At 57.5% G+C, this 14,492-nt stretch carries 10 protein-coding genes; 7 read left to right on the top strand and 3 right to left on the bottom strand.

Going from position 1 to position 14,492, the window contains the following annotated elements:
- Positions 1 to 18: 18 nt before the first annotated feature.
- Positions 19 to 1,233 (bottom strand): DNA-binding protein, encoded by a 1,215-nt coding sequence (locus tag FH08_RS0143725; protein WP_031364420.1) that lies wholly within the window; start codon positions 1,231 to 1,233, stop codon positions 19 to 21.
- 1,749 nt (positions 1,234 to 2,982) lie between these two features.
- Here FH08_RS0143725 and FH08_RS0143735 point away from each other — a divergent pair.
- Complete coding sequence (locus FH08_RS0143735; RefSeq protein ID WP_031364421.1) at positions 2,983 to 4,332, top strand: replication initiation protein; 1,350 nt, start codon at positions 2,983 to 2,985, stop codon at positions 4,330 to 4,332.
- 102 nt (positions 4,333 to 4,434) lie between these two features.
- Here FH08_RS0143735 and FH08_RS0143740 read toward each other — a convergent pair whose 3' ends face one another.
- Complete coding sequence (locus FH08_RS0143740; protein ID WP_031364422.1) at positions 4,435 to 5,499, bottom strand: ParB/RepB/Spo0J family partition protein; 1,065 nt, start codon at positions 5,497 to 5,499, stop codon at positions 4,435 to 4,437.
- A 24-nt stretch (positions 5,500 to 5,523) separates the two neighbouring features.
- On the bottom strand, positions 5,524 to 6,186 hold the full coding sequence (gene parA / locus FH08_RS0143745) for a ParA family partition ATPase (protein ID WP_031364423.1): 663 nt from the start codon (positions 6,184 to 6,186) through the stop codon (positions 5,524 to 5,526).
- Positions 6,187 to 7,603: 1,417 nt separating this feature from the next.
- On the opposite strand from parA, the gene FH08_RS0143755 reads away from it, so the two are divergent.
- The 6 genes from FH08_RS0143755 (at position 7,604) to FH08_RS0143780 (ending at position 14,121) form a co-directional block, all read left to right on the top strand.
- Positions 7,604 to 8,989: a gluconate:H+ symporter gene (locus tag FH08_RS0143755; protein WP_031364424.1), complete on the top strand. Its 1,386-nt coding sequence runs from the start codon at positions 7,604 to 7,606 to the stop codon at positions 8,987 to 8,989.
- A 66-nt stretch (positions 8,990 to 9,055) separates the two neighbouring features.
- Positions 9,056 to 9,346, top strand: a complete 291-nt coding sequence (locus tag FH08_RS0143760) for a DUF1272 domain-containing protein (RefSeq protein ID WP_031364425.1) — start codon at positions 9,056 to 9,058, stop codon at positions 9,344 to 9,346.
- Positions 9,347 to 9,514: 168 nt separating this feature from the next.
- A complete protein-coding gene (gene fae / locus FH08_RS0143765) occupies positions 9,515 to 10,054 on the top strand; it encodes a formaldehyde-activating enzyme (RefSeq protein WP_031364426.1) in 540 nt (179 codons plus the stop codon).
- 77 nt (positions 10,055 to 10,131) lie between these two features.
- Positions 10,132 to 11,169, top strand: coding sequence for an aldo/keto reductase (locus FH08_RS0143770; protein WP_031364427.1), 1,038 nt, complete (start codon positions 10,132 to 10,134; stop codon positions 11,167 to 11,169).
- Complete coding sequence (locus tag FH08_RS0143775) at positions 11,166 to 12,611, top strand: NAD-dependent succinate-semialdehyde dehydrogenase (protein ID WP_031364428.1); 1,446 nt, start codon at positions 11,166 to 11,168, stop codon at positions 12,609 to 12,611. The genes FH08_RS0143770 and FH08_RS0143775 overlap by 4 nt, the downstream gene beginning before the upstream one ends.
- Positions 12,612 to 12,711: 100 nt before the next feature.
- Positions 12,712 to 14,121, top strand: a complete 1,410-nt coding sequence (locus tag FH08_RS0143780) for an MFS transporter (protein WP_031364429.1) — start codon at positions 12,712 to 12,714, stop codon at positions 14,119 to 14,121.
- The last annotated feature ends 371 nt before the right edge of the window (positions 14,122 to 14,492 follow it).

Here is a 14,492-nt window from a genome sequence, read left to right on the forward strand (position 1 = left end):
CTCGGCTCCCGAAAAGTCTCACCTCTCGGCCTGTTCACTCGTGTCAGCCACCTCAGGGGAATGAAATCGGGCTACGGCGAGCAGCCGTGAAGACGCAGTCCCTGATGACCGATCGCAATCGGGGCAGGACAACTCGAACTCATCATCGTGCTGCGCAAGTTCAGGCTCGCCGGTGACGCACGTGGGACAGCTGGCCGGCACAGCGACAAAACCATCGATGTCTGTTCCCAACGTCTGCATTTCCTGCTCGGATAGCCGTCCGTCCTCGACCATCGTGCAGATTAGCCGCGCGACGGCTTCGCTCATTCCGCTCTGTCCGAGCAACGCGTCACGTTCAAAGGCCAGTGCGTCGATCTCGTCCGATTGCTCGCGAATTCGCAGTTCCAGCCGATCCGTGCGTGCCTTGGCGATGCTAAGTTGTTGAATAAAATCGAATTCCTTCTGGCTTGCCTGACGCACGCCAGCCTGGTAGGTTGCCGCCATGCCACGCAAAGAATCAAGTTCCACGAGCATTGGCTTCACGCGTCGTTCGGCCTCGCTGATTGCATCCTTGATCTGCTGTGCGTAATGCTCGGTGTTGTGTCGTAGTTCGCCATTCAACACATCTACGCGATCGCGCAGCGCGGCGTTAGCCGTTTGCTCTGTTTCGAGCCGTTGAGTCAGCGCGGCATGTTCCCGCTCCAACCGCTGAATCGATGCCTGCGAGCTGCTCTGCGCGTCCAGTTCGCGTCCGCGCAGCGATCCTAATTCGATCTCCAGTGCGGAATTGCGCGCTAACGCGGAATCCGCGCGTGCTTCGCTGCGGCGAAGCGCCTCGTCGACGGTCGCATAGCGTACTTCTGCATCGCGAAGCCGGCTTAACGCAGCATCGACGTCATCTTTTGCAGCGTGGCGCTCGTCTTCGAGCGATCGAATCGCAAATTCCTGCGCTTCAAGGAAAAGCTGCCCGAGCAATTCACCGGCTCGCTCCTGCAGTCCCTCCGGAATCGCTCCACTGTCGATACGAACGCGCGACGCGGATCTGATCCGGGCCCAAAATGTGTCGATATCTTTAGGGATATCGCTTGCACTTCCCGTTTGCGTGAGATCCCTGACCGTGGCCATTGAAGGGCGAATGCCAAAATCGAAGAAAAGCCGCTTGCACGCGTGCTGCGACAGATCCTGTCGGCGCGCACCGTTGGTCCGCATCGTCGCGAGTTCAGCCCGCAGCGCAAGACGTTCTGCGTCGTTCATACGAAGCTCCAAGTCAATTTCGTTCGTATAATAATACTTTACGTATCAAACGCTACATATTTAGGGTGGACGAACCGGCGAGTGCTTGTCGCTACACTCTTTCTGTCCAAATGGCCTATATCACCCAGTCAATGCAGTGGCATCCGTGAAACATGTCGAGGTTAATCCGTCAAGCCGTTGATTACTAGCATCTTTTTCCAACGTGAGCATTTCTGCAGATGTTCCACGGAGTTTTTGTTTCACGGTTCTCTTTCTTGGATCTCTCCGCTGCTTGAGAGTATTAGAAGTAAACACCTTTGAAACCTAGTTAAAGACGTTAACGCCACGACAAAGCCTTACCAGATAAGGCTTTCCGGGCAGCTCGGTGAGGGTCTGCGGGATAGAAGGTGAGACAACACGGGGGCCATCGGTGTATAGGTTCGGGGACTAGCGTGAGGAGTCACGGGAGCAAGCGTGAGCGAGTTCGGGAGACGGGTGTTTGGGGAAGGTGAGGAAATACAGGGGCCGTCCCGGCTATCGTCCATATGCAGGGGGATAGCGCACTCCGACATGCCAATCTCTGCAGTGAGCGTTTGCAGGATAAAGGAAATGAGAAAATTCCAACGAAAAATAGGTAATTATTACCTATAGGTGAGGCTTTGCAGGGGGCAAACCGATTTCAGGGTGAGACTATGCGGGCGTGGACAGCTCGGAGGGCCCAGTTTGCGGGACGTATAAACCGCAACGGTGAGGGAATACAGGAGAGCTTCGCTGCGGTATTGGAACCCGGCCACTTCGACAATCCTGCTGATTTTAAGGGGTATTTCTCTGAAGCCAGGATAGAGGTGAGGGTTTTCGGGAGACGATTGTGGTCCGTCGAGGATCGCACCGACAGCTTTGGCTCTGTTCAAAGGTGAGGCTTTTCGGGACCGCATGATCTCGATCTATGCCGCGAAAATCCGGTTCGGCGGTTACCCGACCGGTCAATATCACATTAAGTACATGATTTATAAAGACTTCGTATGGATTGGCTGAGCCCATATTGCCGCAAAGGTGAGTATTTTCGGGAGTGATGGTCTGCAGTTTGATGCTACCTTCCTAGCCTGAAAAAGAGGCAAAGGTGAGCTTTTGCGGGACTGAGTTTGGTTGAATTCGGGTACTGAAAGGGCTGCTTCGGTGCTGAATTCTAGAAAATCTTCGGTTTGTGACTCTAAAGGTGAGTGTTTGCAGGGGCGGATGAGGAGCGTGTATCGATACTGCGAACCGTGGAGAAGTCCAAAGGTGAGGTTATGCGGGACCTCGTATCCGGGGTCCGAAAGGCTGTTTCGAGTCCTCGACGCGGCTGAATAGGGCTCTCCGGCGAGTCAAAGGTGAGCTTTTGCGGGAGTAATTGCGCGGCAATCGGCGTGTATCGGGGGTTAAAGCTTTGAAAACTCGACGATTCCAGCAATTTCTCGGCGCTTTCGTGGGTTTTTGCCTTCCCTGGTAGATTTCGTAAAAACCACAGGTGCACGTAAAAAAATTTCAGGTGAGAAGATACGGGACCACGTTTGAGGTGGTTTGATTTGATTCCGCAAGCGCCCAATCCGTTTACCCGCATGGCGCGGGGCATAAATGAGATGAGGCGTGACGGTGAAGGTGAGAGTATTCAGGAGCGCACCTCAGTGAGTTTTGCGTGTGACATCTCCTTCACCGCTACAGGGTGAGTGCGCACCTGTAGACGAGCTTCACCGTCATGAGTATGCTTTCCCAAAATCTCCTGACTCCAGCATGGCAACCAAACGCGCGAAGAAGACCGATATAGTGAGTCCGAGTTCGGCTGAGCTACGAAAAGCCGTCGAAGCTATCGCTATCCAGCCAAAAAGCGGCAAGATCACGCTTTTGACTCGCAAGTTATTCAACGTGCTGCTGGCTGTCGCTCAGCAGGCGGATGAATCCGGGGACACTTATCGCGCGCTTTTATCGGACATTGTCGCGAATGCGGCGTTCGATTCCAACGATACCGCTTTGGTGAAAGAGCATTTGCGCCGCATGGTGTCGGTGCAGGTTGAGTGGAGCACAGGCACGTCGAGTCTGAAGCCTGGGCGCAAGTGGGGCATATCGACGTTGATCGCCGACGCCGAAATTCTCGAAGACCCTGCCACACGCCGGGTGTGGGTAGAGTTTTCCTTTGCCCCGAAGATCAAGAAAAAGCTGCTCGATCCAGTGCAATACGCGCGCTTGAGTTTGCAATTTCAAAGTCAACTCCGCAGCAGCGCTGGCCTCGCGCTGTATGAAATCTGCGTCCGCTATTTGACGAATCCGAGTCATCTCACCATGCGCGAGACTTGGGAATGGTGGCGGCCGATTCTCTCAGGAACGCCTGATACCGAAGCGGGCGATGAAGCCAAGCGCGAGTACAAATATTTCAAGCGCGACTATCTTCGGCCCGCAATAGCGGAAGTCAATGCCGTTACCAACATCTTTGTCGAGTTGATCGAGCACCGGGAAGGCCGGCGGGTTGCTGAAATTCAGTTCCGCGTGACCGAGCGCAAGCAACCCATGCTCGCACTCGACGAACATCCGAACGTGTTCGACAGTACGTTAGTCGATCGCATGGTGAAAATCGGGATTCCGCTGAAAGATGCGCAAACGCTTTACGCGGACAGCGAGGAAAACCGGATTCGTTCGGCGTTGCAAATGACCGAGCAGAGAATGCGGAGCACGTCGCTGCCCCCGGTCCGAAGTGCGGCGGCGCTTTTCAAGGATGCGTTGAAGAAGGGTTATGCGCCCCAGGTCGAAGCATTGCCGGCAGTAGCGGCTCCAGCGAAAACCAACGGAGCGCCAGCGGACGACCTGAAGGCGCGTTTGCTGAGCGAATATTCCGTGTTTCGCCGGAAGGAAGCGCGCTCGTTATACGAGGAACAAGGTGAGTCTGAACGGGAACTGGCCCGTCAAACCTTTGAGGAAGATGTGTTGCCGGAGCTTGGTACCCACATGCGTGACGATTGGCGCAAGCGGGGGCTCGATTCCAAAATGGGAGAAACCTCGTTTTTTGACTGGCTTGCACGTAAGACATGGGGCGAGCCGACCGACGGCGACCTGCTGGCATTCACGTTGAATCAAAGCCGCACCACGTAAGAACCGCGTAGAGGGACGGTTGCTGAGTTCGCGTTTGTGTCTCCTGTGCGCGTCTCCCTTGTCCCTCTATTCGTTTTCTCGTGTGTCGTTAGCTCGGTTGCATCATCGTTTTACCGTTTCAGCCTGCAGCATCTTCTCTATCTGTTGCAGAATTTCATCGCGTTTGTCTTTCGATAAACCACGTAAGCGCAATTCAAGTCTGTCGTCTCCATACGTCTTGAGATCGCCCACCGCAAGCCCGTCCAGCTTGATCTCCAACCGCTGTGCATAGCGCTGACGGCCTGCGGGTTTCGGCGTTTCTTGTGCGCTCGCACGACCTTTGACGATGTCTGCCACTTGCCGGGTGCTCAGATCATCCGATGCAATCTTGTTGATCAATCGCAGCGTGGCGTCCGCGCCGCGCGCCGTATGAAAGCGTGAGACCTGGTAAGCCATGTTCGAACCAAATCGATCCGGCCGGGCGACCATTTCATGCATCACGGTCTCGGGTAGCTTCGCGATAGCTAAAGCGACCGCGATTGTGGATTCGTCGAGGCCCAGGTGGTCGGCGAGTTCCCGCTGGCTCTGAAAGTGTTTTTCATCGAGGAAACGCTTCCAGACGATGGCATTATCGAAGACGGTTTGCGAGTCCCGCTGGACGTTAAGGTCATAACCCAGCTTGTAGCTTTCGATGCCAATAGGCAAGTCGATGACAATCGCCTTCACGGTTTCTTTGTTGGCTTCCTTCAACGCCCTTACTCGCCGGCCGCCGTCGCTAACAAAGAAAGTACCCGCGTTTTCGTGATCGGGGATCACGTGAATCGCTTGCTGCTGGCCCTGCTTCGCCAGATTGACGGCCAATTCTGCGATCGACGCCTTCAGATAAAAATGCCTGGGATTGAAGGGGCTCGGTTTGATGGCCTTTAGCGGCAACTCAACTACCTGGCCGTGTACGTATCTGTTTTTCCGGCGCCACGCCTTGAAGTTTTCCGACTCCTGCGCCGTTGGGTCATCGTGAAACTGATCTTCAGAGTAAGCGCTGGAGCGGCCAGTGACCTGCTTATCGTTCCCTGCCTCTTGATTGACGATTTCGTCGATGGCGTTGATGCGATCCAGGGCTGTGCGCTTTTCGCTGCTGGTCGTATCCGGCCGGGCTTTAAAGCCTTTTGCGAACTGGGTAGGTTTCATTCAGGATCCTTTATGCGCATAAAGTCAGGGAAGCATGGCGAGAACTTCGTCTGCGCACGCACGTATTTCAATCGCGGCCAGTCGCGCGCCCCGGTCGCTCATCTGAAGTACGGTCTGGCCGAGCGCCATCGCTTGCTTGTAGCACTCGCGGGTCGGAATCTGTGTTTTCAGCAAAGGGAAACCCAACTCTTCCAACGCACGCTTCAGTTCGCGCGTGAGCATGCGTTTCTCCTCTGTTTTGTTGAGGAGAAACACTGCACGCAGATCTTCATTCATGACCTGCGCTTGCTGAATGAGTTTGACGAGACCCACGCTGGACCAGTAGTCGGCGGGTGACGACGATGTCGGGACAATGGCGACCGTCGCAGCGAGAAGAACGACGCCCGATACCTTCTCCGTAATTGACGGCGGGCAATCGACGACGATGATGTCGTAGTCGTTGACGAATTTCTTGATCTCTCGATGAATCTGGGCCCCTGCTTCGGACAGGTTCACGATAGGGAACGGGATGCCGCTGGCCTCGTCGGACGCAGCGCTAGCCCAATGGACCAGGGTATTTTGCCCGTCCGCGTCGACGACGAGCACCCGCTTTCCTTTCTCGTGAAACGCCGCGCCTAGATGCATTGCTATCGTGCTTTTCCCTACTCCGCCCTTCTGCTGCGTGATCGCAATGATTTCAGCTGCCACGTTTTGCTCCCAAATTTAGCTTTTCGAATTTTACATTGAAAACTCAATTTTTCTAGCAGTAACTCATCGAGTTGGCCGTTTGGTCGATTTTCTGTGGGGTTTATGCGCATAAAGTCTGGTGCATGCGGTTGCTTGGCTGCACGCCTGTCTCGTTATCGTGGAGAAATCTACTGGATCGTGCGGAGGGCTGAGGGCGTGATGCAGGTTTCTTGCTCCGCAGTCTGGCTTTGATGCTTGGTCTGTGTGCTAGTGAATTAACGCGATTCGGCAACAAGTCGGGTCGCTGCTCTCCGCTAGTCGGATTGAATCGGGAAAACTCGGCTGCGGCTGCGGCTGCGGCTGCTGGCCCTTCGTCCGTTCTTTGGATATTTCGCCAGCGGTCCGGCGTGCTCGAGCGCTGAACGAGGGTGCGGGCTTGGTTTATGTCTTCGCTGCAGAAGGCCGATTGGTCTCGATTAATGAGCCCGCGAACGGCGTGTTCAATGTGGCGGATGGTCAACCCTGCTGCGTGGCAACTGACGTTCGTTCGTGATCGTCCCCGTCGCAGTGAGTGCCTCGATTAGCAGAAAGCGACTGCGAACTGGATGCGACTCAGGAAGCTCGTCGCGGAGGCGGAGCTTTATGCGCATAAAGTCCGCCGTCTCTCAGCTGGGATTCTCGAGGCCGCTGGTCCAACGGACCGAATGTGCGCGCATCGTAGATTAGACAACGCTCGATCATTCAGCCTAGGCGGCGTCCGATGAGCGTACTTCTAGCTGCGCAGTTTGGGGACGAGATATCGGGATGATCGGAAGGCACGACCGCTATTTACGGGCGTTTGTTCTTCACCGTCATCCCGATGACATCGAAATTCATTGTCGCGCGCTTCCGCTTGTTGAAAGCGCAGCGCTCCGCGCAGGGCACTGCGATCGTAATGCGCACCACAACCGCTCGTTTAGATTCATATTTTAGTAATTATAATTATTAGACATAATAGACGTCATATGCGGCAGCCAGCTCGGTTAGCGGCGCCCCTCAACCTTGGAAGCGAGTGTCTATGAAGCTTTTAATCGACCATAGACTTCAAGACGCGAAACACAGAAATGAATCGAACACGGCGCGAGGTGAGCCCTCGACCCAATCAACGTGCTGAAGTCGAAAAGCGCGCACTCGCGTCTGCCCGGCATCCGCCGCGCATCCTCTATAAACAGCGAGACTAATAGGATTACCTCCACTCAATCCGACACCTCCAATCAAACGTCATCCTCACCACATAAAATTACCTCCAAACCCCTACGGTCTGAAAGCACCCCAAGTATTTTGTAAGCCTTCGCTCGTAAAATCCGGCGACCGTGCGGCGCCTGCTGCTTACCAATACCGGCCGTCGCGGGCAACCGGACCAACCAGTCACTCCCTCCACTTAGCCAAGGGCATTTCAGTGCATCTGACATCGACTCTCGCCGCGTGGTCCGCCCACGACACGCGTCTTCTCATCGCATGCGCGCTCGGTCTGGCGTCAATCATCGTTCTCATCAGCGCGCTGAAACTTGCGCCGTTTCTCTCAATCCTCGTCGGCACTTTCGTCGCGGGTTTCACGGCAAGCTTGCCGCTGGAAGCCGTCGCGAGCGCGTTCAGCAAAGGGGCGGGCGGAATCCTGGGGGATGTCGGCATCATCATCGCGCTCGGGGCCATGCTCGGCGCGCTGATGGCGGAATCGGGCGCGGCGGACCGGCTGGTCGGAACGATCCTCGATCACTCCACGCCGCGCACGTTGCCGTGGCTGATGGCGCTGGTGGCCATCATCATTGGCTTGCCGCTGTTCTTTGAAGTGGGTCTTGTCATGATGGTGCCGATCATCTTTGTGATGGCGCGCCGCTCGAAGCAGCCGATCCTGCGTATCGCGATCCCCGCGCTCGCCGGCATGACGACGCTGCACGCGCTGCTGCCGCCGCATCCGGGTCCGCTGATCGCGGTCAGTGCGCTGCACGCCGACCTCGGGATCACGATGGGGCTGGGTTTCATCATCGCCATTCCTGCCGTGATTCTTGCCGGGCCGGTCTATGGCATGTGGCTGTCGCGCCGCATGCATGTGGAGGAGCCGGAGGAGATGGGCAAGCTGTTTTCATCGAAAGTCGATGCAAACGGCGCGCTCGACGCGCCGAGCTTCGGCATCTCGTTGCTGACCATTCTTCTACCCGTTGTCCTGATGCTTGGCCGAACAGTGGCGAAGCTGGCGATTCAGCCCGAAACTCTTCTCTTCGATACCCTCAATTTTCTCGGTGAGCCACTTATCGCCTTGGGACTCACCGTTCTTTTCGCGATCGTTGTGCTTGGCTGGACGCGCGGCATGCCACGTGACCGGGTGGGCGGCATTCTGCGTAAAAGCCTGCCGCCGATCTGCGCTTTGCTGCTGACCATCGGCGCGGGGGGCGGTCTCAAGCAGACGCTCGTCGCCGCCGGCATCAGCACGACGATCGGCAAGATCGCCATCGGCTCGCACATGCCGCTGATCCTGCTGGCCTGGCTGATCGCAGTGGCCTTGCGGCAGGCGACCGGCTCGGCGACTGTCGCGACCACGACCACCGCGGGGATCATCGCGCCGGTCGTGGCGGGGTTGAGCGCGACCCACAACTCGCTGCTGGCGCTGGCGATCGGCGCGGGTTCGGTGTTTTTCTGCCACGTCAATGACGCCGGCTTCTGGATGATCCGCGAGTACTTCGGCTTGCAGTTGAAGCAGACCGTCTACGTCTGGTCGGTGTTGCAAACCATCGTCTCGGTAGTCGGCCTCGCGTTGACGCTGGTCATGTGGGGCGTGCTGACGTAAATCGTGGGCAGATTGGCAAGGCTAGCGGGCGCTCCGATTCTAGAATGCGAAAAGGAGATATTGATCATGCTTGCCTTGCGCCCCTCTTGTGAATGCTGTGGCAAAGCGCTGCCGCCCAACGCGCGCGACGCGATGATCTGCAGTTTCGAATGCACGTTCTGCGAAAACTGCGTGTCGTCGCGGCTCGGCAACGTGTGCCCCAATTGCGGTGGCGGCTTCCAGCTCCGCCCGATTCGACCGAAAGCCATGCTCGAGCACCGGCCGGCCTCAACCGACGTGCATCCGGCCGGCGTGAATGAGCAAGCGCATCGCGCATTTTTCGATCGCTACAGTGCGATTCCGCCTTCCGAGCGATAAACGCTAGTAGACCTAAGGGCCGTCGGCCAACGACGGCCTGCTCCCCGGCTCAGGGGATTCCCTGATCTGAGCGGTGCTCATACCCGTCCGCACGAATCGTCGATTCCTCCTCATCGACGCGCGCTCGCACAATCTGTTCATCGATCCACTCCATGAACGGAAGCCAGCATGCCAACACCCCAAACCGGCCGTACCCTCAATATTGGCGAGGGCTTTGAAGGTCCGGGCGTCAATCTCGCTCACATCAACGTGCTTGTCGGCCCGCGCAACGGCCCCGCGGGCCAGGCGTTCGCCACAGCACTTGCTACGCCTTCGGCCGGCCACGCGCCGTTTGTCGTCATTGCACAACCTGGCGTGCCGACCAAACCGCTCACGCTCTATGTGAACAAGGCGCCTATCGCCGGCGAATTCCACGGCAACGCAACGTGGGGCGCATCGCAGGCGGGAATAGCGAAGGCAGTCGCCGAATCGCTCGAGGACGGCACGTTGCCACCCGAAGCGGACAACGATTGGGTAGTGGTGACGGCGAACTGGGTGAACCCGTCTGCAGACGATCTCGACGCCGTGTTTCGCAACAACTACCGCGCGGCAAAAAACGCCATCAAGGCAGCCATGATCGGCTTGCCGTCAAAGGAAGACGTGTTCGCCGCGGCGCGCGAAGTATCGAATCCCTTCTACACACCCAGCGTTGCGCAGTCAGCCCTTTAATGCAGGCAGCCCTCTAAAAATCAGCGCGCCGGTGCCGTGCCCGGCAACCGTCGCCGCGCATCATGGAGACTCAAAGAATGGAATTCGTCCGTCTGGGCCAATCAGGCCTGAAAGTATCGCGCCTGTGTCTCGGCACCATGAATATGGGCACCCCGCAATGGAAGCCCTGGATTTTTGACGAACAAAAGAGTGAACCCATCGTCCGCCACGCGCTGGAGGCAGGGGTGAACTTCATCGACCTGGCGGATTTCTATTCGGCGGGCGTCGGAGAAGAAGTCGTCGGTCGCATTCTCGGTCGTCTTGCTCGGCGCGAGGAAATCGTGGTGACGACCAAGGTCGGCTATGACATGGGCGCTTATCAGAACGCCGGCGGTCATTCGCGCAAGCATGTGCTTGACGGTATCGACGCATCGTTGCGCAGGCTGGGCATGGACTATGTCGACATCTACATGCTGCATTACTTCGATACCGCCACGTCCGTGGAGGAAACCATGGGGGCGCTGAACGACATCGTCCGGTCTGGCAAGGCGCGTTATATCGGGGTATCGACCATGTACACGTGGCAACTGGCGAAGATTGTCCAGATCTGCGAGCGGCATGGCTGGCACAAGCCTATCAACATGCAATTGCAGTTGAATCTCGCCTACCGCGAGGAAGAACGCGAAATGATGCCGTATTGCGCCGACCAGGGACTGGGCGTGTCCGTCTTTAGCCCGCTGGCGCGCGGTCTCCTGACGTGCGACCCGGCGTCCACGCGTAACCAGACCGACTTCTTCACGGCGCAGATGTATGGCGACGCGGCGTCGCGGGAGATCGCGGCATCGGTGGCGCGTGTGGCGACGCGGCGTGGCGTGAGCGCGGCGCAGATTGCGCAGGCCTGGGTGCTCCAGCGCGATGGCGTTGCCAGCATGCTGGTGGGTGCAGATTCGCCCGCCCAGTTCGATAGCGCGCTCAGTGCGCTCGGCACGCGCCTGGACGCGGACGAACTGTACGAACTCGACCGTAACTACACGCCGTGCGACGTCATCAATGACTACACGTCCGGGCGTCGTACCGCACGCGAATCTCGCGCGCCACAAGGCGACTTTGTTCAACCAATGAAGGACGCCGCATGAATCTGCTTCGCAAAGAGCATTACATCGATGGCGCCTGGCACAAAAGCGCCGAGACTTACGCCGTCCGTAATCCGGCTACGGGTGACGTGATCGCCGATGTCGCGAAGGCCGGTGCGACGCAAACGCACCAAGCCATCCGCGCTGCGGAGATCGCGTTTCCTGTCTGGCGCTCGCTCACTGCAAAAGAGCGCGGGGCGAGGGTCCGCCGCTGGGGCGAACTGATGCTCGAGCACCGCGACGCGCTCGCTGAACTGCTGACGCGTGAGCAAGGCAAGCCTCTCGCGGAAGCAAAAGGCGAAGTGGCCTATGCCGCAAGTTTCCTCGAGTGGTTTGCCGAAGAAGCGAAACGCAGCTACGGAGATGTGATTCCGAGTTCGAAGCCCGGTTCGAAGATCATCGTGACACGCGAGCCGGTCGGCGTGGTCGCGGCCATCACGCCCTGGAACTTCCCGCTTGCCATGATCACGCGCAAAGCAGGCCCTGCGTTGGCGGCCGGTTGCACGATGGTGCTGAAGCCGTCCGAGGAAACGCCGTTGAGCGCGCTGGCACTCGCCGTGCTCGCGGCGGAAGCCGGCATCCCGGCGGGCGTGTTCAACGTCGTATCCGGAGACGCTGTTGCTATCGGCGCGACGTTGACCGCATCACCCGTGGTACGCAAATTGTCGTTCACCGGATCAACGCGCGTGGGCAAGCTGCTCGCCGCGCAATCCGCGGACACATTGAAGAAACTCTCGCTGGAACTTGGGGGGAACGCACCGTTCATTGTGTTCGACGACGCTGATCTCGACGCTGCGGTGCAAGGCGCGATGGCATCGAAGTTTCGCAACACCGGCCAGACCTGCGTATGCGTGAATCGATTTTTCGTGCAGGCGGGGGTGTATGCCGAATTCACACAACGCTTGACCGAGGCAGTTCGCAAGCTTCGCGTAGGGGATGCGCTCGAGCGGGAAGTCGATCAGGGGCCGCTTATCAACGAGGCCGCATTCAGGAAAGTCGGCGATCACGTCGCGGACGCACTGAGCAAGGGAGCGACCGTTCTAACCGGCGGGCGTGCCCATCCGCTGGGCGGGACGTTCTACGAACCGACGGTGCTCGCTCATGCGAACCGCACCATGTTGATCGCGCAGGAAGAAACGTTCGGACCGGTGGCTGCGTGTTTTCGCTTCGAAACAGAGGCCGAAGCGATCACGCTCGCCAACGACACCCCGTTCGGACTAGCCGCCTATTTCTATACGCGTGACCTGGGCCGCGCGTGGCGGGTAGCCGACGCACTCGAGACAGGTATGGTGGGTATCAACGAAGGAATCATATCGACGGAGGTGGCGCCCTTTGGCGGGGTCAAGCAATCAGGCCTTGGCCGCGAGGGATCGAAGTATGGCCTCGATGAATACATGGAAATGAAATACATGATGATCAGTGGCCTGACGGGCATTGAGCATTGACCACTGAACGCCGAAAGATGCTGGCTAGCGCCAAGCGGCTCTGCCGTGCACGCATAGCCAGCGTCAACGCAATTGAAGAACATATAGGTAAGGAGACGCAGTGAGTCATCAGGACACGTCAAGCAGTGCATTCCCGATCAGTCCGCCGCCTCATGCGGGCACAACGCCAGTTCGTGCGCCAGCACCTCAGACGTCGAAGCCGGTTTTACTCGACGACATTCCGTTAAACCGGTTTCACATGAAAATTGCGGGCCTGACATTTGGCGCGCACTTCACTGAGGGTTATGCGCTCGGCACGGTGGGATACGCGCTGGCATCGATGAACCGGCAGATGCCACTCGATTCATTCTGGATGGGGGCAATCGGCAGTTCCGCCTTGATCGGGATTTTTCTCGGCAGCCTCGTATTTGGCCGGCTGTCGGATCGACTGGGCCGCCAGAGCATCTTTCTCAGCAGTTTCATCATCATCACAATAGCGGCGTTCCTGCAATTTTTCGCTACGTCACCTATGGAGTTGTTCGCGTTGCGGGTATTGATTGGCTTCGGTATGGGCGGTGACTTCACAGTCGGCCATGCCATCCTCGCCGAATTTTCACCGCGAAAGCATCGTGGCGCGCTTTTGGGTTCTTTCAGCGTGGTGTGGACTATCGGTTACGTCGTGGCGAACGTGCTCGGCATGTCGTACGGAGATGCCGGCGCCGACGCGTGGCGCTGGCTTCTCGCATCCGCGAGTCTTCCAGCGCTTATTGTGCTGGTGTTGCGTATCGGTACGCCGGAATCGCCCCGTTGGCTGCTTGGCAAGGGACGCGTCAAGGAGGCGAATGCCATCGTGCTTAAGCATTTCGGGCCAGGCGTAACGCTTGACGTGGAAGATGCAATGGCGAGCGTCACCTCGAAACACGGTTATGCACGTCTGTTTCAACCCGACCTGATCCGGAGGACTTTGTTTAACTGCGGGTTCTTCGTGTGCCTGGTAATTCCGTACTTCGCTATCTACACCTTCCTGCCGGGCATCCTGAAGGTAATCGGCCTGAGCAACGGTTTCGGGGCAGATCTGTTGCTGAATGCGGTGCTGGTGATTGGCGCTGTGCTTGGAATTTGGCTGACCATCAAGCTGCCGCGCCGACACTTCCTGATCGGATCGTTCGCAGTCACCTGCGCAATGCTGGTCACCATGAGCTTGCTGCCATCGTCCGCCACGCTCGCCATGATTGTTGCGTTCGCGGTCTTTACGTTGACCATGTCGGCATTCAGCAATCTCGTTGGTGTCTTCCCTCCGGAATGCTTTCCGACAGAAGTGCGCGCGTCGGGTGTCGGGCTAGCCATTGCATGCAGTCGGCTCGGTTCGGCGATTGGCACGTTCCTCTTGCCTGTTGGCATCGCGGAGATCGGGTTCCATTACACAATGATGGTGCTGGCCGCTGTGCTTCTGATTGGCATGATCGTATCGATGGCATGGGCGCCCGAGACGCGTAACCTCACTTTGCGCGCCGCAAGCGGTTCCTCATAACCGTTACGCTACCCCGCGGAAGCCACTGCTCCCGAAAACCCTCACCTATCTAAACCCGGCTAAAAGCCAAAAGGCGTCCTCGCGGACGCCTTTTGGCGTTCATGAACGCGCTCGCTTCACCTGCGCTCCCGCACCATTCCGCAATTAAGAATTCTTAGTTTTGTCTCAATTCTTTAAGAGCGTTCCGAGAGTCATCGGAGGCACCCAGTCTTAATATTCATTCACTCGCAGACGAACCGGTTCATCGCCTCTCACACGAATCCAGACGATGAAAAAAAGGTGACTCGCACTGCGCGGTCGGCATCGACTGGGATAGGAATCCTAAGCGCCGCACGTGTCTACAAAACCTCATTCATTTCTCTATTGGAAAC

It is taken from the genome of Caballeronia sordidicola (assembly GCF_000729995.1).
Lineage (GTDB): Bacteria > Pseudomonadota > Gammaproteobacteria > Burkholderiales > Burkholderiaceae > Caballeronia > Caballeronia sordidicola_A.

What these genes read in the sequence shown, in the direction of transcription:
- FH08_RS0143740 (WP_031364422.1), bottom strand. Translation starts at nt 5,499, where the DNA reads ATGAAACCTACCCAGTTCGCAAAAGGCTTTAAAGCCCGGCCGGATACG.
- FH08_RS0143735 (WP_031364421.1), top strand. Translation starts at nt 2,983, where the DNA reads ATGGCAACCAAACGCGCGAAGAAGACCGATATAGTGAGTCCGAGTTCG.
- FH08_RS0143760 (WP_031364425.1), top strand. Translation starts at nt 9,056, where the DNA reads ATGCTTGCCTTGCGCCCCTCTTGTGAATGCTGTGGCAAAGCGCTGCCG.
- FH08_RS0143775 (WP_031364428.1), top strand. Translation starts at nt 11,166, where the DNA reads ATGAATCTGCTTCGCAAAGAGCATTACATCGATGGCGCCTGGCACAAA.
- fae (WP_031364426.1), top strand. Translation starts at nt 9,515, where the DNA reads ATGCCAACACCCCAAACCGGCCGTACCCTCAATATTGGCGAGGGCTTT.
- FH08_RS0143770 (WP_031364427.1), top strand. Translation starts at nt 10,132, where the DNA reads ATGGAATTCGTCCGTCTGGGCCAATCAGGCCTGAAAGTATCGCGCCTG.
- FH08_RS0143725 (WP_031364420.1), bottom strand. Translation starts at nt 1,233, where the DNA reads ATGAACGACGCAGAACGTCTTGCGCTGCGGGCTGAACTCGCGACGATG.